The organism is Bacteroidales bacterium (assembly GCA_016709865.1).
In the GTDB taxonomy this organism is placed as follows: domain Bacteria; phylum Bacteroidota; class Bacteroidia; order Bacteroidales; family VadinHA17; genus LD21.
The window spans coordinates 1891288-1918253 of sequence record JADJLX010000005.1 but is presented as its reverse complement, the minus strand read 5'-3'; the positions used below and the strand labels follow the sequence as shown (position 1 = coordinate 1918253).

Below are 26966 nucleotides of genomic sequence, written 5' to 3'. Positions count from 1 at the left end.
AATGACAGATCTATACAGACAGGAAGAGCAGGTTAAGGAAGAACAATTAGAGGAAATTATTAAGGACCTTACTGTTTCAATGAACAGAACAAACAAGTCATTCAAAATATGGATCGGTTTTTTGTTAATACTTATAGCTCTGGCTTTGGTTATGTATGTCAGACAGTTAAAGTTCGGACTTGGTACAACGGACATGCGCGACATCGCCTCATGGGGACTATATATTGCAAATTTTGTGTTTCTGATCGCAGTAAGTCTTGTTGGTTCGTTAATTTCTGCCATCTTAAAACTAAGTCATGTCAAATGGGCAACCCCACTTACACGAATAGCTGAAATAATTGCAGTGTCTGCACTTTTTGTTGCACTGGCAATCATTGTTGTCGATATGGGACGTCCTGACAGGCTCTGGCATATTTTTGCTTACGGAAGGCTTCAATCTCCAATAGTCTGGGATATACTCGTTGTCAATACCTATTTGATTATAAGCTTATTGTTGCTTTACATACCTCTTATACCAGATATTGCACTGCTAAGTAAGAAAATGTCAGATAAACCCAGGTGGCGGAAAGCCATGTATAAATCACTCTCACTCGGATGGCAGGGGACTGAAGATCAGATTAAGCTGCTTAACAGATCAATACATGCTCTAATGATTTTAATTATACCCATAGCATTCTCGATTCATACCGTTACTTCCTGGTTATTTGCTTCGACACTTCGACCTGGATGGGATAGTACTATATTCGGACCATATTTTGTTGCCGGCGCCTTTATGGTAGGAGCAGCCTCCGTTATTGTCGTAATGTATTTTATCAGACAGAGATATGAGTGCAAACATTATATTACAAACGAACATTTTAATATGATGGGCAAACTGATGGTACTTACATCAGTGTTATATCTGTATTTTAACATCAACGAATTTATGGTACCTGCCTATAAAATGAAATCAGCCGAGGGAGCGCATATTTTAGACCTTTTTAAAGGGGAATTTGCACTGATTTTTTGGTTTGTCCAGTTTGCAGGAATGATAATACCGATAATTCTTATGATCTTCAGATACTTCAGAAAGCCGAAACCTCTTATGATAATTGCCGTTTTTGTTGTAACAGGGGCATTCTTTAAACGATATTTAATCGTAACTCCTACTCTGCTTCATCCATATTTACCGGTTCAGAATTATCCCCTCTCATATCACCATTATAATCCGACATTTTCAGAGATAAGTATAACCATTGGAAGTATTGCCATGGTGGCTCTTGCAATATCATTATTCATAAAGGTGTTTCCCATTATCCCAATAAGCGAAACAGCGCATGAAAGAGGCATTGATACAGTAACCATAAATAATTATAAATAGTAATATGCATATTGTCAGGATTATTATCAGCGCTCTTATGCTTGCCTTTTCTCTGGACTCATACTCTCAGACTGGTGAATGGCTTGTAGTTGCTGAAGATGCCGGAAGGGAAAATCCTGTTGAAATAAATCCAAGGAATATTTCTGTCGGTAAGAGTGTTTATATCAATTCCTGTGCAGCCTGTCATGGTGCAAAAGCTGATGGAAAGGGGCTGCTGGCCAGCGCAGATTTAATTTCAGATACAGTTCAGAATCAGACCGATGGAACAATCTTCTATAAAATAAAATCAGGAAGGAATAAAATGCCTCCTTTTAAAGGGATATTGTCGGATAATGAAATATGGTCCGTTATAAATTATTTAAGGATACTCGTAAATCCTTCATCATTGCCTCCTGCAAAGGATCTGAAAATTGAGTTAACTGCTAACGATGTACAAAAAACGATTACAGCCTTTATCAGAAGCGCTGACTCTCTTAAACAGCCTCTAACGGAAATTGATGTACACTTCTATATCGAACGTGATTTTGGTCTTTTGCAGTTAGGTCAGGAAACAAATTTCTCGGGAAACGATGGAAAAGTTACAGTCCTTTTCCCGGATAATATCATCGGGGATTTTCAAGGTAATGTAACTATACTTAGCAAAGTTGAAAACAGCTTTTTATATAACGACGCAACTGTAACCGTTGAACAAAAGTGGGGAATGCCTTTGAAAACAGAGGATGAAATATTTAGCAGGAGGTCATTGTGGGGCTCGCGCGACAAAAGCCCTGTCTGGTTGTTATTGCTGGCAAATGGAATTTTAGCGGCTGTATGGGGTGTAATCATATATATAATTATCAACCTGTTAAAAATAAAAAAGGCAGGTAAAATATTTTTCAAATAGAACGTTGCTAATATTAGTATGGCTAAAGCTAAATCTGAAACGGACAATTACCACTCTCTTGTTGAATCCAGATTCCTGAATCCTGGATTTGACTATTGGTTTTCAAATCATAAGCATGTAAGAAGCCCATTTAAAAAAGATATTGAGACTGAAGTCAGGAAGAACACAAGTATCATATTTATGGAATGGATTAAAGGATTAGAGAATAGTGGGCAGGAGAAAACGCCAGATTCTGAATTTGCAGAAATATTTGAAAATATTCTGTTTAATGAAGCTATGAAATTAACTGATGATGATGATCAGCGTCTGACAATTTCATATCCCTTTATGCCACGTGTCGGAGATATTGTCAGACATAAAGAGAACGGTGACGGGAAAATTATTGAACGTAGAGTATCAGTCTCAGAGTCAAACAGAAAAATGTTTGAGGTGACTGTTTCATCAATTAGCGATTCAACTGTATGGAAAACACAATTTGAGATTCCGGTATAAGAAAAATTTAATTATTATAACCTACTCATCATATAAAAGGAAATGAAAATTAATATTAAAATTAGTGTGCTCTCTACTCTTTTGTTGTTTTGCATTACGACTTTTTTTATTCAGGCTCAGGAGGGTGAAGAATTGTTCAAACCCTGTGCAGCCTGCCATTCAATCGGAGGCGGTCGTATGATAGGACCAGATTTGAAAGGAGTTACAAGACTGAGAACTAATGAATGGCTTATAAGATTTATTCAATCGCCTGTAGGAATGCTCAAATCGGGAGATCAGCAGGCAAAGGCAATTTTTACTGAATTTAACAATGTACCAATGCCTGACAATAAGCTTACTGCTGAACAGATTAATAAAATTCTTGCATTTATAGATGGAGGTTTATCTGGAGGTATTAATAATATCGACCCTGCGATGAAAGCATTGCAACAAAAAGTTGATTCAATTCTGAAAACAAACTCTTCTTATGATATAAATAAAGGTTTTGCTTTGTTTAACGGAAGTATACGATTCAGTAATGGCGGAACTTCCTGCATTGCTTGTCATAATGTTTCATATAATAACATTTCCAGGGGAGGAACACTTGCCAAAGATCTTTCAAAGTCCTTCACCAGGTTAAACGGGTTTGCCGGACTTAAAGGGATTATAGGTGTACCTCCGTTTCCATCGATGGCTATTGCCTATAAACATAATGAACTAACTGAAGAAGAGATTGCATATCTGCAGTTATTTCTGAAAAGTGCTGACGCACAGAATCTGGTTGAACCTATTGTTCAGAAAACCTGGTTCTTTCATTTTGCCTTAATCTCAGGCCTTTTTCTGATTCTTTCAATTGCTCTTATATGGTACAGAAGAAAACGTAAAAGTGTAAATGATGAAATTTTAAAGAGGCAGGAAAGATTCTCGAGATAGTAACAAGATATTCAAGATAATATGAGTTGGATCAAAGATTTAATATCGCCACAAACCAGGAAATGGGAGGATTTTTACCGCAGCCGCTGGCAATATGATAAGGTTGTCCGAAGTTCTCATGGAGTTAACTGCACCGGTGGTTGTAGCTGGAATATTCATGTTAAGGACGGGATTGTCGTTTGGGAAACCCAGGCTGTTGACTATCCGGTTTTTGATAATGACCTTCCTCCATATGAACCACGTGGCTGCCAGAGGGGCATATCAGCTTCATGGTATTTGTATAGCCCCATAAGAGTTAAATACCCTCTTATGAGAGGCGCATTGCTGGATCTGTTTCAGCAAGAAAAGAATAAATCGCAAGATCCTGTCACCGCATGGAAAAACCTTCAGGAAGATCCTGTTAAACGTCGAATATATCAAAAGGCAAGGGGCAAAGGGGGCTTGCGACGCGTCTCTTGGGAGGATGCACTTCAGATGATAGCTGCCGCAAACATTTATACTGTTCAGAAATACGGACCCGACAGGCTTGCAGGTTTTTCACCAATACCTGCTATGTCAATGATCAGTTATGCCAGCGGTTCACGATTTCTGCAACTTATGGGAGGACTGAACCTGAGCTTCTATGACTGGTATTGCGATCTCCCTCCTTCATTTCCTGAAATGTGGGGAGAGCAGACAGATGTGGCTGAAAGTGCTGATTGGTACAATGCAAAATTCGTTGCCGTAATGGGTGCTAACCTTGCAATGACAAGAACCCCTGATGTACACTTCTTTGCAGAATCTCGTCATAACGGGACTAAAACAGTTGTATTCTCACCTGATTTTAATATGGTTGCCAAGTATGCCGATACATGGATCCCTGTGCACGCAGGTCAGGATGGTGCCTTCTGGATGGCAGTTACTCACATAATTTTAAAAGAGGCACACTATGAGAAACAGATTCCATACTTTCTGGAGTATACTGCAAAATATACCGACAGCCCTTTTCTCGTAGAACTTGAAAAAAAAGGTACCAGATATACTCCCGGTAAATTACTGAGAGCAAACAGAACAGAGAAATTAAAAAATATTGAAAATGGGAACTGGAAATTCCTGAACATTGATGGTGAGAGTGGAAGGCTTGTTTGTCCGCGCGGAAGTGTTGGTCATCGCTGGGACTCAAAAGATGGTAACTGGAGTACCTTGCCTATTGATGGTGAGGATAATACGGAATACAACCCTATATTAACTATTCTGGGAAGGCAAGATGATGTATTTCAGGTTGAATTTACCGATTACGCAATGGATAAAACACGCCTCAGGGGAGTTCCGGTGAAGCTGATTGATACTATTGACGGGAAAGTACCGGTGACAACTGCCTATGATTTAATTATGGCCCAGTATGGGGTCAGCAGAGGACTTCCGGGCGATTACCCTGAAAATTATGAAGACAGGTATTCAGCCTATACTCCAGCCTGGCAGGAGATGTTCACAGGTATCGGAAGTGAAACATTACTTCAGTTTGCTGCCGAATGGATCAGAACCGCTGAAGCAACCCGGGGAAAGTGCATGATTATAATTGGTGCCGGTATAAACCACTGGTATCACGGCAATCTGATATACCGCGCCGGACAAATGGCACTAGCCCTTACAGGCTGTATAGGAAAGAACGGAGGTGGAATGAACCATTATGTGGGACAGGAGAAACTTGCTCCGGTTGATTCCTGGGGCGCAATAATGGCAGCCAAGGACTGGCAGGGACCCTCTCGATTGCAACAGACCCCTATCTGGCATTACATGAATTCTGACCAATGGCGATACGATGGTAACCATAGCGATTACAATACAGTTCCTGAAAATGAACTTACAGAAAAACATACTGCCGACATGATCGTGAAAGCAGTCCGGAACGGATGGATGCCATTTTATCCGCAATACGATAAGAATAATCTCGAGATTGCCAGGGAAGCTGTTGAAAACGGGGCAGAGGATGACAAAGCAATCGTGAATTATGTTGTTCAACAGCTTAAATCCAAAAAACTTACCCACTCTGTTGCCAATCCGGATGCAGAGATAAATTTTCCACGCGTGTGGTATATATGGCGCGGTAATGCATTAATGTCAAGTGCCAAAGGACATGAATTTTTTCTTAAACATTACCTTGGGACTCATCACAATTCGATTGCCTCAGAAGTATCAAAAGATCTTGTTAAGGATGTTCAATGGCACGATGAAGCACCGCAGGGAAAACTTGACCTGATCGTTGATATCAACTTTCGCATGGATACTTCTGCTCTGTACTCAGATATTGTTTTGCCAACTGCTTCGTGGTACGAGAAAAACGATCTGAACAGTACCGATATGCATTCGTTTATTCACCCTCTTTCGGCTGCTGTTAAACCATCATGGGAAGCCAAATCAGACTGGGATATCTTTAAGAATATAGCACGGGTAACCTCTGAATTTGCCAAAGTTCATATCCCCCTCCCTGTAAAAGATATCGTCAACCTGCCAATTGCACATGATTCAATCGGTGAAATTTCACAGGAAACTATAAAAGACTGGAGTTTAGATGAATGTGAGCCTATACCCGGAAAGACAATGCATAACATTGTTGTACTGGAACGCGACTTTACCCAGATTTACAATAAGTTTATTTCACTTGGCCCTAATATCAGAAATGGGATAGGGGCACATGGTAACAATTTTAATTGCTCCGATTTTTATGACATGATGTTCAGTTACAAGGATCATTTGCAGGAGGTAAACGGGAAACTCTACCCATCGCTAAAGGATGATGAAGAGGTAATTAATGCCATTCTGCATTTGTCGTCTCTTACTAACGGAGTCCTTGCAAACAGGGCTTATGAAAATGCAGAGAAACGTACAGGCCTTAAACTCACTGATCTGTCGGAAGGTAATAAAAACGTAAAACTGAATTTCGACGATCTGAAATCGCAGCCCAGGAGATATATTAATTCACCTGTCTGGTCAGGCACCATGGGCGAAGGAAAGGCATATGCAGGATTTACATATAATATTGAAAAATCAGTTCCATGGAGAACTCTAACAGGCCGTCAGCATTTCTACCTCGATCACGAAATGTATATTAAGTTTGGAGAGAACCTGCCAACATTTAAACCATCGCCAAAACCGGGTGTCCTGGGTGATTTGAAGAACTCTGAATCTACAGGTAAGTCACTGGTATTGAATGTACTGACACCTCATGGCAAGTGGGGAATACATTCAACCTACACCGACAATATACGAATGCATACCCTCTCGAGGGGAATAGGACCATGCTGGATGAGTGAAGAGGACGCCGAAGAATTGGGTATTAATGATAACGACTGGGTTGAGGTATTCAATGATTATGGTGTTTACAGTACCCGCTCAATAGTTAGTGCACGGATACCAAAAGGGATCTGTCTTATTTATCATGCAACGGAACGCACTTATACTGTTCCTAAATCGGAAGTCAGGGGAGGTAAAAGATCGGGGGGCCATAATAGTCTTACAAGATTAAGGCTGAAACCAAGCCTACTTGCAGGAGGATACGGTCAGTTCACATATCATTTTAATTATTGGGGACCTGTTGGTGTTAACAGGGATACTTTTGTTATTGTTCAGAAAATGAAAAAACTGGAATTCTAAATTGGAAAAACTGAAAATCTATGGATATCAGATCACAAATAGCAATGGTATTTCATCTTGATAAGTGTATTGGCTGTCACACCTGTTCAATTGCATGTAAGAATATCTGGACAGATAGGAAGGGTGCTGAATACATGTGGTGGAACAACGTTGAAACAAAGCCGGGAACCGGTTATCCAACAAGATGGGAAGACCAGAAGATATATAAAGGCGGATGGGTGAAAAATGGCGATAAACTCGAACTTCGTGTTGCCGGCAAGCCTACTGGCTTGACTAAGCTTTATCATAATCCGGATATGCCTGTAATGGATGATTATTACGAACCTTGGACCTATGATTATGACCATTTATTTGAAGCCCCTCCGGGAGATGACCAGCCATCGGCCCGGACCATATCTCTTGTAACCGGTGACCCAATCGATGTTAAGGGAGGGCCAAACTGGGATGATGATTTGAGCGGAACGCCGGATTACGGAAGAAATGATATCAATTTAAACAATCTCAGCGCTGAAGAAAAGGAATCGATGTTTCAGCTTGAAAGGATGACCATGCACTACCTTCCGCGAATGTGCAATCATTGTCTCAACCCTTCATGCGTGGCTGCATGCCCTAGCGGAGCAGTATACAAACGCGGCGAAGATGGAATAGTACTTATTAACCAGGATAAATGTCGTGCATGGAGATTATGTGTGACTGCATGCCCTTACAAAAAATCATATTATAACTGGACAACAGGGAAATCGGAAAAATGTCTGCTTTGTTATCCGCGTATAGAATCAGGGCAGGCTCCCGCCTGTATGCATTCGTGTGTTGGACGGATCCGATATCTGGGCGTATTGTTATACGATGCTGACAAAATAGAAGAATTTGCATCATCAACCGATGATCAGCTCATAGACAGACAGTTAGATATTTATCTGGATCCGCATAACAGCAGGGTAATTAAGCTGGCTAAAAAGAATGGAATTGCCGATTCTACAATAGAAGCTGCGCAAAAATCTCCTGTTTACAGGTTTGTGAAGGAGTGGAAAATTGCATTGCCTCTTCACGCGGAATTCCGCACTTTGCCAAACCTGTTTTATGTGCCACCATTGTTGCCGGTAATTGGGAAAGTCACAAATGGTATGTACGATTCTGCTACTGAAAGCTTATGGGGGAAAATTGATGAGACAAGGTTACCAGTACAATACCTGGCAAATCTTTTTTCTGACGGGAATCAGGAGCTTATAAAAACAGTTCTTAAGAAACTGATGACTGTCAGGTATCACAGGCGAAGCGTAACTGTGAATGATATCGAAAAAACCTTTATTGATTCTGCCTTCCGGTCCACCGGATTAACACCTGACATTGCAGATTCTATTTACCGTCTTACTTCTCTTGTTAAATATGATGAACGTTTTGTTATCCCGCCCGAACACCGTGAAGAAGCTATTGAAATGATAGAGAGTACGGACGACAGAAAAGGTAATTCCGGTTTTGGTGAAAAAATAAAGACAAAAAGGGTCTTCTGATATGCAGGTTTGTAGTCATATTGCTCAGCTATTTTGCTACCCCGACAGAGATTTCAGGAAGGTGGTTGATTTACTCCATTCTGAACTTAATGAATATGGGCTCAAGACAACTGAACTTTTTTTACCTGTTAAAGAGCATTTTACATTCAAACCTATTTCTGAGCTTCAGGAATATTATATTAATACATTCGATGTCAATGCGACATGCTACCTTGATGTCGGCTATGTACTTTTCGGAGAAGAGTCTAAGAGAGGGCAATTTCTCCTAAACATGAAAAGTGAACAACTGAAGGCAGAAAATAACTGTGGCACTGAGTTTCCTGATCATTTGCCGAACGTTCTTACACTGATTCCGAAAATAAAGGATCTGCAATTCAGGGAAGAACTGGTAGTTATAATGTTGCTCCCGGCATTAAAACATATGCTTGAAAACTTCAGAACTGACCAGAACATCTATAGGAACTTAATAATAGTCCTTATTATGGTTCTTGAAAGCAGTTATTGTAACTCCATTTTGGAACCCTATATAATAAACCAGAAAGAGATCGAATCTACAGGAATATACGCTTGTGGAATGGACTTCACCAAAATGAATAATAAGAAACATTAAAACCTGACTATGACAGATCTGTTTTTTCTTATTGGATTACCATATGCAGCTGTTCTTATCTTTATCATCGGCAGCATATTGCGTATAAAATATTATGGCTATTCGGTCTCCAGTCATTCATCACAATTCCTCGAATCAAATATGTTATTCTGGGGAAGCCGGCTTTTTCACTCAGGTATAGTAGTCCTGCTTATTGGCCATTTAATCGGATTCTTAATGCCAAAGAGTATAATTTTTCTGACTGCAATGCCTTCCGGGCTTATGATCATAGAGATTACTGCATTTGCTTTCGGCTTAATAACTTTTGCCGGGCTCGTGTTGCTGATTATAAGAAGAATTAAGGTAAAACGACTTCATTCTGTTACTTCATCAATGGACCTGATAGTTTATTCTGTTATTGGAATTCAGGTAGTTACTGGTCTCTTAGTCGCTTACTTTTACCGTTGGGGCACAAGCTGGTTTGTATCATCACTCGTTCCATATCTCCGATCGCTGATAATACTTTCACCCGACATATCAGTAATAACCACGATGCCATTGTTTATCAAAATTCATACTATATCAGCATTCATTTTTATCGGATTAATCCCCTTTACAAGATTGATGCACTTTCTGGTTTATCCCGTATTTTATTTATGGCGTAATTATCAGCTTGTAATCTGGAACCGAGACCAGAAGGAGATGCGTGCATCCAAAAACACACGCGAAGGAGTTAAGCCAATCAATAATTAATTGAATAAATTTTATCAGCAATGGAATCAGAATCTCGCGGAAAAGCTCACAGGATTTTATTCTTTAACACTCTTGCATTCATTGTTTGTTTTGCTGCATGGATGATAAATGGAGTATTGGTTACATTCCTTGTCAGTAAAGGAGTATTTAAATGGAGCCCGGTTCAGATTGGCTGGCTGTTGGGCGTTCCGGTATTGGTAGGCTCGATTTTGCGGCTGCCGGTAGGAATCCTTACCGATAAATTCGGAGGCAAATGGGTGATGTCGGCAATTTTGTTTTTCAGTGCTATTCCTATGTTCTTACTGTCACAGGCAGACAGCTACACTACTTTTCTTCTGCTCAGTTTCGGATTTGGAATAGCAGGAGCTTCATTCGCTGCCGGTGTGGCATATACATCTCTCTGGTATCCCAAAGAAAGACAAGGTACAGCATTGGGTATTTTTGGTGCCGGTAACATTGGAGCTGCTCTCACCACTCTTTTTGCACCATCCATTCTCAATATGCTAACAAAAGACGGTGCTTATATTGAAGCATGGCGTACTTTGCCGAAATTGTATGCTATAATGCTTATAATAGTTGGAGTAATTTTTCTTTTAGGAACACAAAACAGAAAACCAAAAGATTCAAAAACAATGGGTCAGCGGTTATCGCCCTTGAAAGAAACAAGAGTCTGGCGGTTCGGACTATATTATTTCTTTGCCTTCGGGAGTTTTGTTGCTCTTGCCCAATGGCTCATTCCATATTATGTAAACGTCTATTCATTATCTATTGTATCGGCTGGATTCATGGCCAGCACGTTTAGTTTATCAGCCGGATTAGTAAGGGCTGCAGGAGGCTGGCTCGCCGATAAAATTGGTGCACGCACAGTTCTATTGTGGGTATTTGGTGTTTCAATAGTCTGCCTGTTCTTTCTGTTTGTACCCAGAACCGAAATCCAGACTCCTGGCCAGGGAATTATGGCAACAAAACCGGGTACAGTAACTTCTGTCTCCGGAAGTGAGATTTTGGTGGGTGAGGATATATATTTTCTTCAGAACAAAACAGGTGATTCTTCCGAGGTTACTATCAGATTCGGTATCAACAATGAAGATGAAAGATTTTTATTCCTTCCTACTGCAATATTCCGGCATGAACCTAATGTAAGAGCAGGTGATACAGTAAGCAAAGGACAACTTCTGGCTAAGGGAATTACTCATATTTATTTTCAGGCCAATAAGTGGATATTAATGGTTCTTATCTTTATGGTTGGTATAATGATGGGAATAGGAAGTGCAGCTGTTTTTAAGCATATTTCAGATTATTATCCTGCCAATATGGGTACAGTGGGGGGGATAGTAGGCGTCATTGGAGGGCTTGGAGGATTTTTCGGTCCTATCTTATTTGGTTATCTTCTGAAAACAACAGGAGTCTGGACTACATGTTGGATGTTCCTTGCAGTGTTGGCAGCAATTTGCATAATTTTGCAACGCATTGCCATTAAGAATATTACAAGCAAAGCTACCTTACTTAACTAAAAGTCTAAATCAATGCTTTCTGGACACATCATGCTTGAAACAAAAACGGGAATTAAGAATCTTTCTCCTGCCTATTTTGCACTTGTAATGGCTACCGGAATCATCTCCATTGCTTCGCACTTAATGGATTTGAATCTTATTGCGAATGTTTTGTTCTTATTGAATAACGTTTTCTTTGTCATCTTATGGATTTTGACCATTCTGCGTCTGATCTGGTTTCTGGGGGAAGTGGTAAACGATTTGACTGACCATCAGAAAGGACCGGGTTTTTTTACATCAGTTGCCGGGACTTGTGTTCTAGGAGCCCAGTATATATTGATGTATGATATCTTTAATGTGGCATTGATATTATTGATAACTGGAGTTTTACTGTGGATATTTTTAACCTATTCAATATTCACTTCCCTGACAATCAAACAGGATAAACCCACTCTTGATAAAGGAATATCAGGAGGTTGGCTTACCGCCATTGTTGCCACTCAGTCGGTTGCAATACTCAGTGCTCTGGTTGCTTCTCATATACAGCAGCCATACAGGGTAGAAGTTAACTTTTTTGCGCTCTCAATGTGGTTATGGGGAGGCATGTTTTATATATGGATGATATCCCTCATATTCTATCGTTATACATTTTTTAAATTTTCTCCCGGAGACCTTGCTCCTCCGTACTGGATCAACATGGGCGCAATGGCCATCTCCACTCTTGCCGGGTCTGTATTAATAATCAATTCCCCCGATGCACCTTTTCTGCAATCGCTGCTCCCTTTTCTTAAAGGTTTTACGGTATTCTATTGGGCTACAGGTACATGGTGGATCCCAATGCTTTTTATACTGGCAATCTGGAGACATGTCTACAAAAAATATCCTTTGAAATATGACGCACTTTATTGGGGGGCAGTATTTCCTCAGGGAATGTATACCGTTGCCACATACCGGATGGCTGAAGCATTAAATATACCTTTTCTGCACTGGATATATGACATTTTTATTTATATCGCGCTTGTGTCATGGCTTATAACTTTCACAGGACTGGTACGATCATTAATTCCTGGACATTTCAAATCAGGTTATGATACTCTGCCTGACAAGAAACAGATATAACATAAATATAAAATCAGTCATGAACCTCGATATTTTAAAGCCTCCCGGAAATTCTTACCAAACATTGAAGCTGATCGATGGTTCGAAAGTGGTCATAATCGGAGGCGGACCTTCAGGTTCATTTTTCGCTCTGAATCTTTTAAGAAAAGCTAAAAAGCTGGGCAGGAAAATTGAAGTCTTCATTCTTGAAAAGAAACCGACATTGAGTATCCAGGGACAAACTGTTAATGAATGCTCCATCGGAGAGTGCAATTATTGTGCAGGAGGATTAAGCCCGAGAGTCTGTGATGCCTTAACTGACCTTGGGCTCGATTTGCCTCCCGAGATTATATTGGATACTGCTGAAATTATCAATGTATTTGCCGATTGGAAAACAATATCTCTTGATGTATTAAGAGATATTAAGTCAGTTTACAGAGGATCCAGACCAAAAGGAAGGACTGACAGCAATTATAATTTTGATAACTTTCTGCTGAGTAGTGCTACAAAGGAAGGGGCGAATATAATCAATGCTGAAGTTACTAACCTTAGGTACTCCAAGGAGGGCAAAATTATTGTAAGTTATAACGGCAATACTCTGGAACTAGAAACAGATTTTGTTGCGTTTGCAGGTGGGGTGAATGGCAAATTAGGTCATGGACCGGATAAAACAGAATATCCTGTCTCCTGGCTAAAGAAGATTATACCAGGGTTCGAGCCTCCCCAGGTTAGAAAAACCATCATTTTTGAATTAAGTTCCATGGGAAATGATGATTTCATTCAAAAGATTAAGGGAGAACTTTATTTTATTTTACATGGTTCCCCTAACTTGAAACTGGAGATGATCTCAATAGTGCCCAAGGGAGAATATATTACCGTTGTTTTAATTGGAAAATGCATCGATAAAGCAAAACCAAAGGATAACCTTCGGATAATAGATGAATTCATGCACCTGCCCCATATTAAAAACATACTTCCGGAATGGTTAAAATTAAAGAATATTTGTGTTTGTAGTCCATTTATGACTACAGGAGTGGCAAAAGAACCATTTGGAGACAGAATTGTAGTTATTGGTGATATGTTTACTTCCAATCTGTATAAAGACGGTATAGGTTCTGCATATGAAATATCAGTAAAAATTGCGGAGGTGATCCTTTCAGGAGGCATTGATAAAAAAAGCTTGAAAGCTGGTTATATATCAGTTATAAGAAAATATAAGATAAATAACAAACTGGGGAAACTTGTGTTTATTTTCATAAGAGTATGCTTTAACAACTCTTTGTTCAGCAGGATAATTTATCAGGCTGTTATCACTGAAAGGAAGACACAGGCAAGGAAGAACAGGAAACTTGAAAAAATACTCTGGAACATAGCAAGCGGAGAAGACAATTATAGAAATATCATCTTAAATATGTATCACCCTTTTGCACTATGGTCAATAATATATGGCGGTTTCTTTATCACATTACGCAATTCTTTTACTGAATTAGTATTTGGATTGAAATGGGGTAATTTCAGCAGACTTACCACCGGTGTCGCAAAGGAGCTTTTTGAAGAGAAGACAGAAAGGATAATAAACGAATTCTGGAATAGCAAGGAGATAAAATCATTGGATTTTAAAAGCATGTACACGATCAGAATAAGCTCTCCCAAGGATAAGATCTTCAGTGAATTAGGTAAATTTGGGGATAATGGCAGGAAATATTTTAATCCAAGATTTATTAAGGTGAGCAGAATTTCAGGTGAACCTAATGAACCCGGTAGTATAATTCGTTATAATATTTTCTTAAAACCACTTTCATTTAACCTCCGTCTTGTAAATGCTATCCCCGGTCAATCTATTCGTTATGAGATTCTCGATGGATTCGGACGAGGTGGAATATTACTTTTTGAAATCGATGGATTTAAAAAAGAAAATAAGGAAATTAATGGTGAGCAATTATTATCTATTTTCGTCGGATTCAATTTCTCCAGCCAATTCCTCAAAATCATATTTCCTTCATTTATGCATGATGTCTTATGGAATCATTCATTATGCAAGCTAAAAAGTGAGATCGAGTAAATGAATATTTATACTTCTTTGTAATCAATTATAGCTATCTAAATAAGGAAAACTTAATTTTTTGAAATATGGAAGAAAACCGTATTAAACTTCTTGACATTTTAGGCAGATATAAAAGTGCGGTCATAGCATTCTCAGGGGGAGTCGACAGTACGTTTCTTGCCCGAATGGCAAAAGATGTTTATGGAGACAAATTGTTGTTGATTACTGCCACATCAAGTACCTACCCTTTTTATGAACTTGAGGAAGCTAAGTCTCTTGCATTAATGCTCGGCATAAGACACAGGATAATTGTGTCTGAAGAAATTGATATTCCCGGTTACGCAGATAATCCGCCTGACAGATGTTATTATTGTAAGAACGAACTGTTCGGTAAAATTAAATTTATAGCTCAAAAAGAAGGTTTTGAAGTTGTCTTTGATGGAAGTAACGCTGATGATCTTAAAGATTTTCGTCCGGGAATGAAAGCAAAGAAGGAAAAAGGTGTAATTTCTCCTTTGGCAGATTCGGGACTTACTAAAGGAGATATCCGTCATTTCTCAAAAATATTAAATCTCCCAACTGCCACCAAACAGTCTTATGCATGTCTCGCTTCGCGTTTTCCTTATGGTGAAAAGATAACAAAAGTGAAGCTTGACAGACTTGCGGTAGCAGAATTTGAATTCAGAACACTAGGATTTACTCAGTTTAGAATACGAAGCCATGACAATCTTGCTCGTCTTGAATTTATTCCTTCTGAAATGGATAAAGCCTGGGGTTTAAAGAGTCAACTCGAAGAGATATGTAAGAAATCAGGGTTCACGTATATAACAATTGATTTGACGGGATACAGAACTGGTTCAATGAATGAGGTACTTTCTCAAGTAGATAAACAAGGTTATGAGAAAGGACCATGGAATAATGCTTAGCACTTTAATTTGGGTTGATATTATATTTAAATAATGTATTAGAATTATTAGATATATTATAAACATTTAAATTTCAAGGGCATTTCACTGAAGTGGTGTTCTCTACTATCACATTATTTATTCCCGTGTCGCTATATTGCAGGCTTCGCTTCGCTTCGGAAGCCTCGAAGCTGAAAAAGTTTCTGTGTGTTCTAAACCCTTCATAGCGCTAATGCGATGATTTGATCGGTACAATGGTACACGACTAAAATCATAATTCAGAAGTGGTGTTCGCCCTAGGCTCACGTCTATAAACAAGTTTTTTACAAAGTTAGCCATAAGTCCTAAAACGATGGCGATACCCGCAAACATCCAACACACTCAAAAGACTACGGCATAAAACCGTTGCACTATTTATTCCGTTTCCTTTTGCACTTATTTAGTCCTTCTGGCTTTCGTCCGCTGGTAAAAACTTTGTTTAACTTAATTCTATCGTATTATGAAAAACACACAGTCCACCCAGCAATCAATCGATTTTCTTCATGTAGCAGAAGTTACTCTTACCTACGTGACTAAAGTTAAACCTTCGGAGCGCCTTGTAGTTAGTTGTTCCAGGGATGCACACAAGATCTTCTTCGACTCCTGGAATCAAAACTCAATTGAACATAAGGAGTCTTTTAAGATGCTCCTGCTAAATAGGGCAAACAAGGTCCTTGGAATTACCACGATCTCTGAAGGAGGACTTTCCGGCACAGTAACTGATGTACGGCTGATTTTCCAGTATGCCATCAAGGCTAACGCTTCAGGAATAATCGTCGCTCATAATCACCCTTCAGGAAATAGCAATCCAAGCGAGAGCGATCTGAAAATAACAAATAAAATAAAAGAGGCTGGAAATCTCCTTGACATTCAACTCCTCGATCATATTATCCTCACTCCTGAAAGAGATCTTTACAGAAGCTTTGCTGACGAAGGTCAGATATAAAATTAATACCCTTCGGGGTATTTTTTTGTGTTTAAAGATCAATAAAGGCAGGCTTTGCCTACACAAGGTTTTTAGCCAAACACAGAAGATAAAGAATGTTTGTCTAAAAAGGAGATTTCAGTTTGTATGAAGAAGGCTACAAATTGAAAACTACTTTCCTTTTGCACCCTTTGTGAATTGAAAAGTTCCTCGCTGTGTGATCCTCGCTCGGCAGGGGGAACGCTTCAGCCAGCTTTTACTTAAAATCAAATTAAGGAATAGCGGTATTCGGCTAAGCCTCATGGTCATTTAACCAGATTTTTCCATAAATTTAACCTAACGATTAAAATGGAGGCCAATGCAATACATGCCGCCCCGCTCAAAAGACTACGCCATAAAGCCACTATGTTATTTATTGCGTTTCCTTTTTTCCTTATTTATTCTTGTAGGCTGCACTTCACGTAAAATTGCTGGTTTACAGCATTATATTATTATTTACTTAAAAATTTATTACTATGATCGTAACAATTTTTACAGGCAACATTCGCTCAGTGAAGCCAGTTGCGCAGGTTGGTGATTCTAAAGTTCTTAACTTTAACGTTGCTTGTGATAAACACTTCACAGCTAAAAACGGTGAAAAAGTCACTGAAACAACATGGTTCGAGTGTTCACTATGGAACCGTGAAAAAGTTTTCCCTTTCCTTAAAGTTGGAACTCAAGTTACCATACAGGGCGACGTTTCAGCAAGGGCTTACATCGACAAAGAAGATGCTAAGAAAGCAATTGCGGTTCTTACCTGTACAGTTGATACAGTAGAATTTCAAAGTAAGGTAAAAACTGAAGAAAAGTAAATTTCGGTGGGTATACACCCCCCTTTTTTTTGTTTAAACCCTAAAATTATTTTACCTTAGAACATTAGAGGTGGCATAAACCCGGTCACTCGATCATGGTTGTATTGCAGACATTGACTTTCACATTATAAACTTTCACATCTGCCACCTCTTTCTTTTTACTCCAGGAAAAAAGACCCCTGAAAAATGAATCTCAGGGGCCTTTTTTTATTCTATTGTATTTCCGGGTGAGCTTCCCTTAGTAACTTAATAGCATCGCTCAGGGACCTCTTTAAGGGGTATTTGGAGTTGCTATGAAAAGCCATGTATCTTGAATAGGTTTGCAGGTATTCATAATCTTCGAGTACCATTAGAAAAGTCTTGGGAACATCCTTGTAAACTACCTTAGGTTTTTTCGATTCCTGCTCATTGTTCATTTCCGGAATCAGGTTGCTTAAACCTCCACCCAGGTGACTGTTCTTAGTGAGGTTATCAAAGTTCTTCTTTGCCATGACTTAATTTTTTATAATTTCATTTACCAGGCTCATATAATCTTTTGCCCCGTTACTGTTAGAGTCATATTCAAATATATCTTTCCCACTTGATTGAGCCTCGGCCAGTGCTACATTAACTCTTATTGCTGCTTTCATAAGATTGTCGCCGAAATATCCTTTAATCTGGTTTTTAATTTCTTTGGTAAGAACCCTTTGCTCATTATATTTTGTGAAAAATACTCCTTTTATCTTAAGTCCAGGGTTAAAGTGCTTCTTAACCAGATTTATAATTCCAACAATCGAATCAATTCCCCTATATGCCAAAAATTCAGCTTCCATTGGTATGTAGACCTCGTCTGCAGCAACCAGGGCATTAAGGGTAATTAAGCCAAGTGAGGGAGGACAATCTATTATACAGTAGTCATAAGTTTTGTCAAGCCCTGTCATAAGTTCTTTTAGTATAATCTCTCTTGGCATTCTTCCTGCAATTTCCAATTCTATTCCTGAGAAATTCAAAGAATTTGGGACTATGGATAAATTCTTTTTGACATTTATTATTGGTAGCGGTTCTCCTTTACTGAAAGAAACGTATAAATCTTTAACGGGATCAAAAATGCCAAAGCTCTCTGTAAGGTTGGATTGAGGATCTGCATCTATAATAAGTACATTTTTTCCCTTTTTTGCGAGCCCGGCAGAAATGTTTATTGATGAAGTGGTTTTTCCAACTCCACCTTTGTGATTAGCAATAACTATTTTCTTCATTTATTCTCTTTATAAAAGTGCAAATATTGTGAATATTATAAATATTACATAAAAATAATATATTTTAAATATTATAACATAATAAAATATTATAAATATTTAAAAATATTATATAATTTACTTAAAATACCAGAAACGTTGAGCATACTAAGATGAAAGTGCGACTATTTATCTTCTTAATAATGAATCATTAAGATCTTTAAATTCTGAATAACCCGTGGACATATTGATGCATTTAGAAAGACTAGATCCAATAAGTTCAGCAGTAGCCTTCTTACCAGCTTCATCATTATCCAGGAAGAGTAACACTTCATTATATTCCTTTATCAAAGCTTTACCTTTGTTCAGGAATGAAAGAGTATTTAGAATTAAGTAATCATGCTTTCCAGTAAAAAATAGTTTGCAACTAAACCATGATAGGAAATCTATAAATCCTTCAAATATTAAGAGCTTATCAGCATTATTCTTAATTTGAGTCACATCTTTAGGAGAGCTGGACCCTTTGAAATATTTGCACCTGAGTTCATACCCTTTTGATTCGTTCTGGAATCCAATAGCGTAAAAGTTTTTATCATTAAGAATAAATGAAACTTCTTTACAATACTCTTTTGCCAGTTTAAGATTTAGCTTCCGTGATTCTAAGTAGTTAATTAGCTGAATATTTGATATTTCTTTTACATTAGTGATTAATACCTTTGAATCTGCCTCATATAAGCCTTTTTGATGACTAAAATAATGGTTCACAGATAAAATCTTTAACGCATTCGAACTATCAACCTTAAAAAGCAAGCTTGTAAGTTTGATGATATCTCCGCCATCTCCGATTCCAAAGTCAAACCAGAGATTTTTATAAGAATTTACTTTAAAGGAAGGATTATTTTCATCCCTGAGAGGAGATTTGTACCAATAGTTGACGCCTTGATTATAGTCAGGATTAATTCCATTTTTTGCAAGGAAACTAATTATGTCAATTTTTTTGGCTTCGTTACAGTTCATACCCAAACTATTAATAATTCATAATTCCGCTGACCAAATTGATAATTGGTTCTTATTTGAATCAGAAATCTTTTTTTTCTTCTTAATATAAGAATCTGCAAACGTTATCCTGTCGCCATTAAACACAACTAATGGATTCATATAGTATTTATAAGGATTTGTTGACCTGGCAATAATTCCCTGTTCTACAAGACAAGACAATCCGGCACGAATTATATTATTTGCAGAATAGCCTGTAAAATCCTTTGCTTCGCCAAAATCTATATATAAAATATCCTTATTGGGTATTACGCATTTTGTAAGAATGTAGCCGAACACCTTCATTGCAGCCTTATTAAGATCATAGAAAGCTGCAAACCGGCTTAGGTAGACTTTAACGAATTGACTTTCATCTACCTCAATTGTGCGCAAAAATGCGCTATGTGCAACAATTTCTCCATTGTCGTTTATTACATGGTTAAATACTGATTTATTCCCTCTGACAAATACTTTCTTCTGAATTGAATGTTTGTTTATCTCCTCAAGAGCATTTTCCATGAAAGGATTTTCGTCATACTCCGGGAATTTATTTAAAGGGATATATTTCATACAAGTAACTTTTTTACAATAAAATGATACTTTTTACACAACTTCTATATACCTGAAAAGTATCTGATTAGGTTAAAATAAATACCTTATAAGTATCTAGTGCATACTTTAAAAGTATCTCATAGATACTTTTGCTATACTGATTATGAGAAAGTTACGTCACTTCTTCTTATATTCTTTAATACCGCCCTTTAGAAGATCAATTATTTCACTTCGAAAAAAGAAGAGACTTTCATTTATATGATGGCCTTTTATTATTCCTGCATCCATCCAGTTGTAGATAGTCTGTTTTGACTTTTTGAGGAGTTTGCACACATCTTCAATAACCAGGATATCTTCGCCGTTTTCTCTCTGAGGACTCTCTTTATCTAATTCTTCCCTTATGACTTGCTTTGTAATTTCCCGATGCTTATCCCAAAAATCGTTGGGATTAACTATAATGATATTATCCATCTGGTCTTGATTTTAGTTTCAGTACAAAAAAATGACAATATCTTATCTAATTAAGTCAAATTCAGGTCTGAAATGACTTTGTATTTAAGTAGTTTTATCCAATGTATTAAACAAATTTTCAGTATTTTTTGTAGCGACCTGAAGAATCGTTATAGTGTTTCGTAGTGACTCCTTTATCGCTTCAACCTTCTTTAACTCATTGTCCTTCAACTCTTCTTTGTTCTTGATTTTGTTTATAACATTCAATGTCGTTTTTACATTTGGGAAATCTGAATCACTAATTCTTAGGATGCAAGAAAGCAACAAAGCTCTTTCTTCATTTTGTAAAGGAATTTTTGTAGTCTCAATAATTTGATCAATTGCAATCAATCTTTCAACAGGATTTGATTCATAATTTGTGTTTTTATTCTTATTACCATTAAATGTTGGTTTCATTAATTGATAGTACTTTTTTAAGTATGCCATTCTTTCTAAATGGCAAATTTTATCGATGTCAATTATCATTTCTTTAACTTCAAGGTAATCAAAATCATAGTATTTTATTTTTTCTCTTACAAGTAAGATCCTATCTCCTAAACTTATAATATCAACTAAGTCTGGTGTTTTAATAAGTTTGGTTACTACTATATAAAAGAAAAATAAGATCATAAAAGGGGATACTATGAAGAATTCCAATGGGAGAGAAGGGAAGGCAATTGTTATTGCTATATATATTACGCAGAAAAAGAAGTATATCAGGGTGAAGCCTAACTTCTTATAATAATATTTGTCTTCAATCTTTTGGTAGGTATTTTTAATCAGAGAGTAAGTAGGATGATTACTGTTCCCTGTTTGATTAGAATCATAATCCTTTTCGAGGTTTAAGATATACTCTTCAAGTAGCTCTTTAAATTGCGGTTTACTCATATTGACTTTCATTATTAAAAATAAGTCAATTTAGAGTTTTTACAAAATAAAAATTTGCACCTGATTTGCACCTACTAAATGAGGAAAGCCCCGATAAATCGAGGCTTTCTGTACCCGGAGCGGGACTTGAACCCGCACAACCGCAATGGTCACAGGATTTTAAGTCCTGCGTGTCTACCATTCCACCATCCGGGCAGAATTATTTCAGAAGTGCAAAATTAGAATAAAAATCAATTGATGCAAATAATAAGTGCTTTGCGGTCCTTCATTTCGACACTTGCAATACAATTACATTGTCAATAAGCTCTGAATTAAGTTCTCCGGTTTTAATATTAAGAGATGATGAAGCCTTATCTGCCCTCACTTCTAATTTTTTGCCAGTTTCAAATCTGAAAGCCTTATTGACCTTGTAGGGGAAATTATTTAAAGTAAGTTCCTTATCAAGCTTTTCAGGATTAATTATATGCAGAAAAACTTTATTTCCTTTCTCTACCGCTACACCCAAGTCTGAGGGCGACATGATGCTTTTCCTTGTAGCGTAAATGGTCTCGCCATAGGTCTGCATCCATTTCCCCATCCCAAGCAGTCTCTCTTTATGCGCTTCCCTGACATTGCCCTCTGGTGTCGGACCAATATTCAACAGGAAATTAGAGCCAAGTCCGGCTGACCTGATAAGTAAATGAACCAGCTCTTTTACCGATCTGTCAATTGTATCATTTGTTACATATCCCCAGCTTTTGCCGATTATGTCGTTCGATTCAAGCGGAAGATCCTTTGAAATAACAGCATCTGCTGAATACCCGCCTCCGGTATTACTCCCGGGTAGATCTCTTTCAAATGTCTGGTAATCCTCACCCGGAAAGGTTGACAGGTGGTGATTGTTTACAATCATGCAACCAGGCTGAAGCTCATGTATAAGTTTATAAATCTCATCATAACCCCATTTCCGGATCTGGTTACCGTTCTGTTTATTGCTCAGTCTTTGAACCTGATCCCAGTGTCCGTCGAACCAGATCCCGTAGATAGGACCATAATTAGTCAGAATCTCTGTTAACTGATTCTTCATAAACTGAATATACTCTTCCCAGTTGCATTCGCCGGTTATCCCTGTGCCCTTTTTTGTGTTTCCCTGACAGTAATCGGGACGGTAGAAATCTGTAAGTGAATAGTAGCAGAATAACCTGATCCCCTGTTTCTGGCATTCATCGGACAGCATCTTCAGGACGTCTTTGGCATAAGGGGTATTCATTATTCCCCAATCGGAATATTTTGTGTCGAACATGCTGAAACTGTCATGATGCCGGGTTGTGAATGTGATATATTTCATTCCGGCATCTTTGGCCAGTTTTACTACTGCAGCGGCATCAAATTCTGAAGGATTGAATTTATGAATGTTTTCCCTGTAGTCATTTACATCTTTACCGGACAGGGCCCATCCGATCTCCCTGCCGAGTACGCTTGAAACTCCCCAGTGGATGAACATTCCGAAGTGTGCATCCCTGAACCATTCACGGTTCTGAAGGTTTTCAGCTGAAGGAATATAACCAACCTGTCCTTTATCGAGGTCATTCCCCTGTCCACCCACGATAAGCGTCAGGAGTGCTAATAGCAGAAAGATAAATGTTTTCTTCATTCGGACACAACTAGTTGTTAATGTAACCAATATAACTCTGTGTTTCCTCTGTGCTTCCTCTGTGTAAGTTCTTAATTTTTTTTACACAGAGATGCACAGAGAAGACACAGAGAGACACAGAGGCTTTTGACAAGCTCAGTCTGACAGTATATTACTTGACAAGTATCGGCTTGTCTAAGCCAACTTTTTCGAGTTCTTTTAGTTGTGTTTTGGCATCGCCAACAACAACATAGTACATTTTTGCAGGATCAATGTATTTGTTTGCAAGTTCCAGAGTCTTTTCAACTGTGAGACCTTTTACAAAAGATTCTTCCTGCTTGATATAATCTACAGGCAGGTTGTACGATGTCATGGTTTCAAGCATTCCAAGAAGTCCTCCAAGAGTTTCAAAACGGAGAGCATTACCTTTTATAAGTGCGTCTTTTGTAAAATCAACATACTCCTGTGGAATTGACTGTCTGTACTTTTCCATCTCTGTCTTGAAGATAGTAACAGACTCGAGTGTTGAGTTTGTCCTCACCCTCGAAGAGGCATTGAAGATGCCATAAGATTTATATCCCATAATACTCGACCGTGCACCGTATGTAAATCCTTTTTCCTCTCTTAATATAAGATTAAAGATCCCGTTGAATGATCCGCCCAGCTTGTAGTTTGCAACATATGCCGGATAATAATCAGGATTTGTTCTTGGTAATGATGGACCACCGATCGCAATAACTGATTGTTTTCCGCCTGGGAAATCGACAAAATATATTGCTGATTTCTCTGGAGTTTTAGGCAGCTTAAGACTTGGTTGTACCACATTTTTCGGCTGCCATTTTGTTGTCAAACCTGCAAATGCAGTTTCAACAGTCTGCTGGTCAACATCACCCGCTATAAGAAGTCGTGAAATTGAAGGTGATAAAAAGAATTCGTAAAATGCTTTAAGATCATCAATTGTAATTGAATTAACACTCTCCTCAGTCCCTGATGCTTCAATTGCAAGAATATTATTCTCACCGAAGATGAGTTTATTCAGAGTTGTTGAGGCAAGATAATCGGGACTTGCCTGGTTCCTTTTCAGCGAATTGATAATCCTGCTTTTTGCAAGTGCAAATTGCTCCTCATCCCATCTTGGTTCGAGTAGCATTTCCTCAACAAGGGCGATTGTTTTTTCAAAATTCTTTGATAGTGTACTTACATTTATGCTTATATCTTCATTGCCTGAGCTTACTCTTATTGATGCTCCAAGCAGACCTATGGCATCTTCAAGCTGTTCAGGAGTTTTGTTTTTTGTTCCTTCATTCATCATCGAAGCAACCAGGTTAGAGATCCCTGCTTTCTCAAGAGGTTCAACAACATGTCCGCCATCGATTACTATTGAATACTGAATAAGAGGAAGCTCACTCTGTTTGATACCTGATACTTTGATACCGTTTGCAAGCGTGGCTGACCATACCTGGGGAACAGTAACTTCCGGATCGGGACCGATTGCTGGTTTAACAGAACGGTCAAATTTTGTAGGTGTTTTAACAATTGGTTCTTCAGCCACATCCACTGCTTTAACTTCTGCTGCTTTTGTAACATCCTCTTCAACAATGCCGGCATTTACAGATCCCTCTGCAATGAGGTTTGCCTGGCCTTTAGGAACAAAGCTTGTCTGAACGAAATTCTTGCCTTTAATATACTTATCATATACAGCTTTAATGTCAGCCATTGTAACTGCCTGGACTGCTGCAAGGTCTTTCTTGTAGTATTCAGGATCTCCGGTGTTCATAGCATATTCGGCAAATGTGAATGCTTTTCCCTGTACACTTGAGAAGCGGCTTACGAAGCTTGTTTCATAACCTGCTTTGATTCTGATAAGATCTTCTTCGGTGAATCCGTCGGTTTCAAATTTTGCCAGACCTTCGAAGATTGCTTTTTCAACATCGGTTAGGTTGACACCAGGGTTTGCAGCAACAGAAATTGTGAAGTTTCCTGCAAGTTCCTGTGATCCGTTTCTGGCCATGACTCTTGAGGTAAGCTTCTTGTCTTTAACAAGTACGGTATAAAGAGGAGCTTTCTTGGTATTTGCAAGAAGGTCTCCAAGGAAGTTGAGAGCATAGGAGTCTTTCGAATACCTTTCGACAGTTGGGAATACCATTGTGAGCTGTGGGGCTTTTGCGAAATTATCCTCATGGTAAAGTTTAACTGTTGTTGCGAGAGCTGCAGGCATAGCGCCTCTTTTTTCGATATTCTCACCTGATGGGATTTCGCCGAAATATTTTTCTACAAGTGCTTTAACTTCTTCGGGAACTATATCTCCGGAAATTACCAGAGTTGCATTATTAGGAGCATAGAATTTTTTGTGAAAAGCTCTTACGTCTTCAACTGAGGCACTGGCCAGATCTTCCATCTCTCCGATAACTGTCCAGCTGTAAGGATGACCTTTTGGATAGAGATTTTTTGCGATTAATCCCGAGTTGAATCCATAAGCAGCATTATCAACGCTTTCACGTTTTTCATTCTGAACAACATTCTGCTGATTTACAAGTGCTTTCTTTGTTACTGTGTTTGTCAGGAAGCCCATTCTGTCGGCTTCCATCCACATTGCCATCTCAAGTGCATTTTTAGGAACAACTTCATAATAGTTGGTTCTGTCCTGGCTGGTGCTCCCGTTAAGGGTACCACCGGCACCCTGAATGTTTTTAAACAGCTGGTCTTCACCGACATTTTCTGATTTCTGGAACATCATGTGCTCAAATAAGTGAGCAAATCCGGTTTTCCCGGGAACTTCGCGGCTTGATCCTACGTGATAATAGACTGCAAGCGCAGCTATCGGATCTGATTTATCTACATTTAGCACTACAGTTAATCCATTTGCAAGGGTATATTTCTCGAATGGAATGGTTAGAGAAGTCTCTTTTTCTTGTGTTTTGCACGAATAAAGAGAAGCGATTAGCAGGATGAAAAGTGAAATAATTGTTTTTTTCATAAGGAGATAGTTAAGGATTAAGGGATTATAAAAATAAACTGACCGAAAATAATAATAATAACTTTAAAGAGACTGTTTTTGGCGGATAAAAAAAAATTCTTATTTTTGCCCGTGAATTTGCGGGAGTAGCTCAGTTGGTAGAGCACGACCTTGCCAAGGTCGGGGTCGCGGGTTCGAGTCCCGTCTCCCGCTCAAATTTAAGAGGCTGTCTCAAAAAAGGCAGCCTCTCTTCTTTTCTAAAAGCCTCTTCTTAATCCAGTATTTTTGCCCCCAACCCCCTAAAGGGGGCTTATTTCTTTAACTCGATCAGGTTAATTCTCGGGACGTAAAGAGCTGAATAACTGTGTTCTGACTTTGCGTACTTTGCACATGCTTAGAGTTCTATGCGCTTAATTGGTTGATCCGGGTTATTAACAATTTCGTTTTTATTTCTGTTAATAAATATTCCTTCCGTATAATTAGTCTAAATAAAAATAATAGTATATTTGTATTAGCATGCTTAATGACTCTACATCATTTAAGGGAGAAAGTTCCACTCCATTAGCTGGGACTAACCAAATTTAAAAAAAATGGCAACGAAACCAAGTGCAAAAAAAGCTGCTCCTGCTGCAGGAAAAAAATCAGCTGCCGGTGCAACAAAAGCCAAGCCAAAAGGCAAATAATGGCGATAACAAAAGAGGGCACTCATCTGAGCGCCCTCTTTCTTTATAT

21 protein-coding genes, 2 tRNA genes and 1 pseudogene are annotated in these 26966 nt (G+C 38.4%); 15 read left to right on the top strand and 9 right to left on the bottom strand.

From position 1 onward, the window contains the following. Position 1 precedes the first annotated feature (1 nt). The 14 genes and pseudogenes from nrfD to IPJ16_16325 all read left to right on the top strand — a co-directional run bounded on the left by nrfD (position 2) and on the right by IPJ16_16325 (position 17488). Positions 2–1360, top strand: coding sequence for a polysulfide reductase NrfD (gene nrfD, locus IPJ16_16390; GenBank protein ID MBK7628747.1), 1359 nt, complete (start codon positions 2–4; stop codon positions 1358–1360). Between the two features lie 4 nt (positions 1361–1364). Further along, positions 1365–2243, top strand: a complete 879-nt coding sequence (locus IPJ16_16385) for a cytochrome c (GenBank protein ID MBK7628746.1) — start codon at positions 1365–1367, stop codon at positions 2241–2243. A gap of 18 nt (positions 2244–2261) precedes the next feature. Next, positions 2262–2735, top strand: a complete 474-nt coding sequence (locus tag IPJ16_16380; protein MBK7628745.1) for a hypothetical protein — start codon at positions 2262–2264, stop codon at positions 2733–2735. Between the two features lie 42 nt (positions 2736–2777). Then, the gene (locus IPJ16_16375) at positions 2778–3647 is read left to right on the top strand and encodes a cytochrome c (protein MBK7628744.1); all 870 of its coding nucleotides are present in this window, start codon (positions 2778–2780) and stop codon (positions 3645–3647) included. A 21-nt stretch (positions 3648–3668) separates the two neighbouring features. Continuing rightward, positions 3669–7280, top strand: a complete 3612-nt coding sequence (locus IPJ16_16370; GenBank protein MBK7628743.1) for a nitrate reductase subunit alpha — start codon at positions 3669–3671, stop codon at positions 7278–7280. Positions 7281–7300: 20 nt separating this feature from the next. Then, a complete protein-coding gene (gene narH / locus IPJ16_16365; GenBank protein MBK7628742.1) occupies positions 7301–8791 on the top strand; it encodes a nitrate reductase subunit beta in 1491 nt (496 codons plus the stop codon). 1 nt (position 8792) lies between these two features. Then, the gene (locus tag IPJ16_16360) at positions 8793–9401 is read left to right on the top strand and encodes a hypothetical protein (protein ID MBK7628741.1); all 609 of its coding nucleotides are present in this window, start codon (positions 8793–8795) and stop codon (positions 9399–9401) included. 9 nt (positions 9402–9410) lie between these two features. Further along, complete coding sequence (gene narI / locus IPJ16_16355; GenBank protein ID MBK7628740.1) at positions 9411–10133, top strand: respiratory nitrate reductase subunit gamma; 723 nt, start codon at positions 9411–9413, stop codon at positions 10131–10133. 20 nt (positions 10134–10153) lie between these two features. Beyond that, positions 10154–11735 (top strand): annotated as a pseudogene (locus IPJ16_16350) (NarK/NasA family nitrate transporter). Beyond that, positions 11660–12745: a tellurite resistance/C4-dicarboxylate transporter family protein gene (locus tag IPJ16_16345; GenBank protein ID MBK7628739.1), complete on the top strand. Its 1086-nt coding sequence runs from the start codon at positions 11660–11662 to the stop codon at positions 12743–12745. The pseudogene IPJ16_16350 and the gene IPJ16_16345 overlap by 76 nt, the downstream one beginning before the upstream one ends. A gap of 19 nt (positions 12746–12764) precedes the next feature. Then, positions 12765–14786, top strand: coding sequence for a hypothetical protein (locus IPJ16_16340; protein ID MBK7628738.1), 2022 nt, complete (start codon positions 12765–12767; stop codon positions 14784–14786). A gap of 68 nt (positions 14787–14854) precedes the next feature. Beyond that, the gene (gene larE / locus IPJ16_16335; GenBank protein MBK7628737.1) at positions 14855–15694 is read left to right on the top strand and encodes an ATP-dependent sacrificial sulfur transferase LarE; all 840 of its coding nucleotides are present in this window, start codon (positions 14855–14857) and stop codon (positions 15692–15694) included. Positions 15695–16172: 478 nt separating this feature from the next. Continuing rightward, positions 16173–16658 (top strand): JAB domain-containing protein, encoded by a 486-nt coding sequence (locus tag IPJ16_16330; GenBank protein ID MBK7628736.1) that lies wholly within the window; start codon positions 16173–16175, stop codon positions 16656–16658. A gap of 494 nt (positions 16659–17152) precedes the next feature. Then, positions 17153–17488 (top strand): single-stranded DNA-binding protein, encoded by a 336-nt coding sequence (locus IPJ16_16325; GenBank protein MBK7628735.1) that lies wholly within the window; start codon positions 17153–17155, stop codon positions 17486–17488. Positions 17489–17700: 212 nt separating this feature from the next. Here IPJ16_16325 and IPJ16_16320 read toward each other — a convergent pair whose 3' ends face one another. The 9 genes from IPJ16_16320 to IPJ16_16280 all read right to left on the bottom strand — a co-directional run bounded on the left by IPJ16_16320 (position 17701) and on the right by IPJ16_16280 (position 26255). After that, positions 17701–17979, bottom strand: coding sequence for a hypothetical protein (locus IPJ16_16320; protein ID MBK7628734.1), 279 nt, complete (start codon positions 17977–17979; stop codon positions 17701–17703). Positions 17980–17982: 3 nt separating this feature from the next. After that, entirely contained in the window at positions 17983–18723 is a 741-nt protein-coding gene (locus tag IPJ16_16315) for a ParA family protein (GenBank protein ID MBK7628733.1), read from the bottom strand. A 168-nt stretch (positions 18724–18891) separates the two neighbouring features. Then, complete coding sequence (locus tag IPJ16_16310) at positions 18892–19719, bottom strand: toprim domain-containing protein (GenBank protein MBK7628732.1); 828 nt, start codon at positions 19717–19719, stop codon at positions 18892–18894. Positions 19720–19737: 18 nt separating this feature from the next. Beyond that, positions 19738–20307, bottom strand: a complete 570-nt coding sequence (locus tag IPJ16_16305) for a RepA protein (protein ID MBK7628731.1) — start codon at positions 20305–20307, stop codon at positions 19738–19740. A gap of 159 nt (positions 20308–20466) precedes the next feature. Continuing rightward, positions 20467–20760 (bottom strand): helix-turn-helix domain-containing protein, encoded by a 294-nt coding sequence (locus tag IPJ16_16300; GenBank protein MBK7628730.1) that lies wholly within the window; start codon positions 20758–20760, stop codon positions 20467–20469. An 84-nt stretch (positions 20761–20844) separates the two neighbouring features. Next, positions 20845–21666 (bottom strand): hypothetical protein, encoded by an 822-nt coding sequence (locus IPJ16_16295; GenBank protein MBK7628729.1) that lies wholly within the window; start codon positions 21664–21666, stop codon positions 20845–20847. A gap of 111 nt (positions 21667–21777) precedes the next feature. Continuing rightward, a tRNA-Leu gene (locus IPJ16_16290) sits at positions 21778–21861 on the bottom strand. A 70-nt stretch (positions 21862–21931) separates the two neighbouring features. Beyond that, positions 21932–23299: an alpha-L-fucosidase gene (locus IPJ16_16285; GenBank protein ID MBK7628728.1), complete on the bottom strand. Its 1368-nt coding sequence runs from the start codon at positions 23297–23299 to the stop codon at positions 21932–21934. A 151-nt stretch (positions 23300–23450) separates the two neighbouring features. Beyond that, positions 23451–26255 carry an insulinase family protein gene (locus IPJ16_16280; protein MBK7628727.1) on the bottom strand — a complete coding sequence of 935 codons (2805 nt, stop codon included), beginning with the start codon at positions 26253–26255 and terminating at the stop codon, positions 23451–23453. 119 nt (positions 26256–26374) lie between these two features. Between IPJ16_16280 and IPJ16_16275 the strand changes: the two genes are divergently transcribed. Beyond that, positions 26375–26447: transfer RNA gene (locus tag IPJ16_16275), tRNA-Gly, on the top strand. Positions 26448–26966: the final 519 nt, after the last annotated feature.

Coding starts and splice junctions, on each gene's coding strand:
- IPJ16_16300 (MBK7628730.1), bottom strand. CDS start 20,760: ATGGATAATATCATTATAGTTAATCCCAACGATTTTTGGGATAAGCAT.
- IPJ16_16320 (MBK7628734.1), bottom strand. CDS start 17,979: ATGGCAAAGAAGAACTTTGATAACCTCACTAAGAACAGTCACCTGGGT.
- IPJ16_16285 (MBK7628728.1), bottom strand. CDS start 23,299: ATGAAGAAAACATTTATCTTTCTGCTATTAGCACTCCTGACGCTTATC.
- narH (MBK7628742.1), top strand. CDS start 7,301: ATGGATATCAGATCACAAATAGCAATGGTATTTCATCTTGATAAGTGT.
- IPJ16_16370 (MBK7628743.1), top strand. CDS start 3,669: ATGAGTTGGATCAAAGATTTAATATCGCCACAAACCAGGAAATGGGAG.
- IPJ16_16295 (MBK7628729.1), bottom strand. CDS start 21,666: ATGAGTAAACCGCAATTTAAAGAGCTACTTGAAGAGTATATCTTAAAC.
- IPJ16_16310 (MBK7628732.1), bottom strand. CDS start 19,719: ATGAACTGTAACGAAGCCAAAAAAATTGACATAATTAGTTTCCTTGCA.
- narI (MBK7628740.1), top strand. CDS start 9,411: ATGACAGATCTGTTTTTTCTTATTGGATTACCATATGCAGCTGTTCTT.
- IPJ16_16360 (MBK7628741.1), top strand. CDS start 8,793: ATGCAGGTTTGTAGTCATATTGCTCAGCTATTTTGCTACCCCGACAGA.
- larE (MBK7628737.1), top strand. CDS start 14,855: ATGGAAGAAAACCGTATTAAACTTCTTGACATTTTAGGCAGATATAAA.
- IPJ16_16380 (MBK7628745.1), top strand. CDS start 2,262: ATGGCTAAAGCTAAATCTGAAACGGACAATTACCACTCTCTTGTTGAA.
- IPJ16_16345 (MBK7628739.1), top strand. CDS start 11,660: ATGCTTTCTGGACACATCATGCTTGAAACAAAAACGGGAATTAAGAAT.
- nrfD (MBK7628747.1), top strand. CDS start 2: ATGACAGATCTATACAGACAGGAAGAGCAGGTTAAGGAAGAACAATTA.
- IPJ16_16325 (MBK7628735.1), top strand. CDS start 17,153: ATGATCGTAACAATTTTTACAGGCAACATTCGCTCAGTGAAGCCAGTT.
- IPJ16_16375 (MBK7628744.1), top strand. CDS start 2,778: ATGAAAATTAATATTAAAATTAGTGTGCTCTCTACTCTTTTGTTGTTT.
- IPJ16_16305 (MBK7628731.1), bottom strand. CDS start 20,307: ATGAAATATATCCCTTTAAATAAATTCCCGGAGTATGACGAAAATCCT.
- IPJ16_16315 (MBK7628733.1), bottom strand. CDS start 18,723: ATGAAGAAAATAGTTATTGCTAATCACAAAGGTGGAGTTGGAAAAACC.
- IPJ16_16330 (MBK7628736.1), top strand. CDS start 16,173: ATGAAAAACACACAGTCCACCCAGCAATCAATCGATTTTCTTCATGTA.
- IPJ16_16280 (MBK7628727.1), bottom strand. CDS start 26,255: ATGAAAAAAACAATTATTTCACTTTTCATCCTGCTAATCGCTTCTCTT.
- IPJ16_16385 (MBK7628746.1), top strand. CDS start 1,365: ATGCATATTGTCAGGATTATTATCAGCGCTCTTATGCTTGCCTTTTCT.
- IPJ16_16340 (MBK7628738.1), top strand. CDS start 12,765: ATGAACCTCGATATTTTAAAGCCTCCCGGAAATTCTTACCAAACATTG.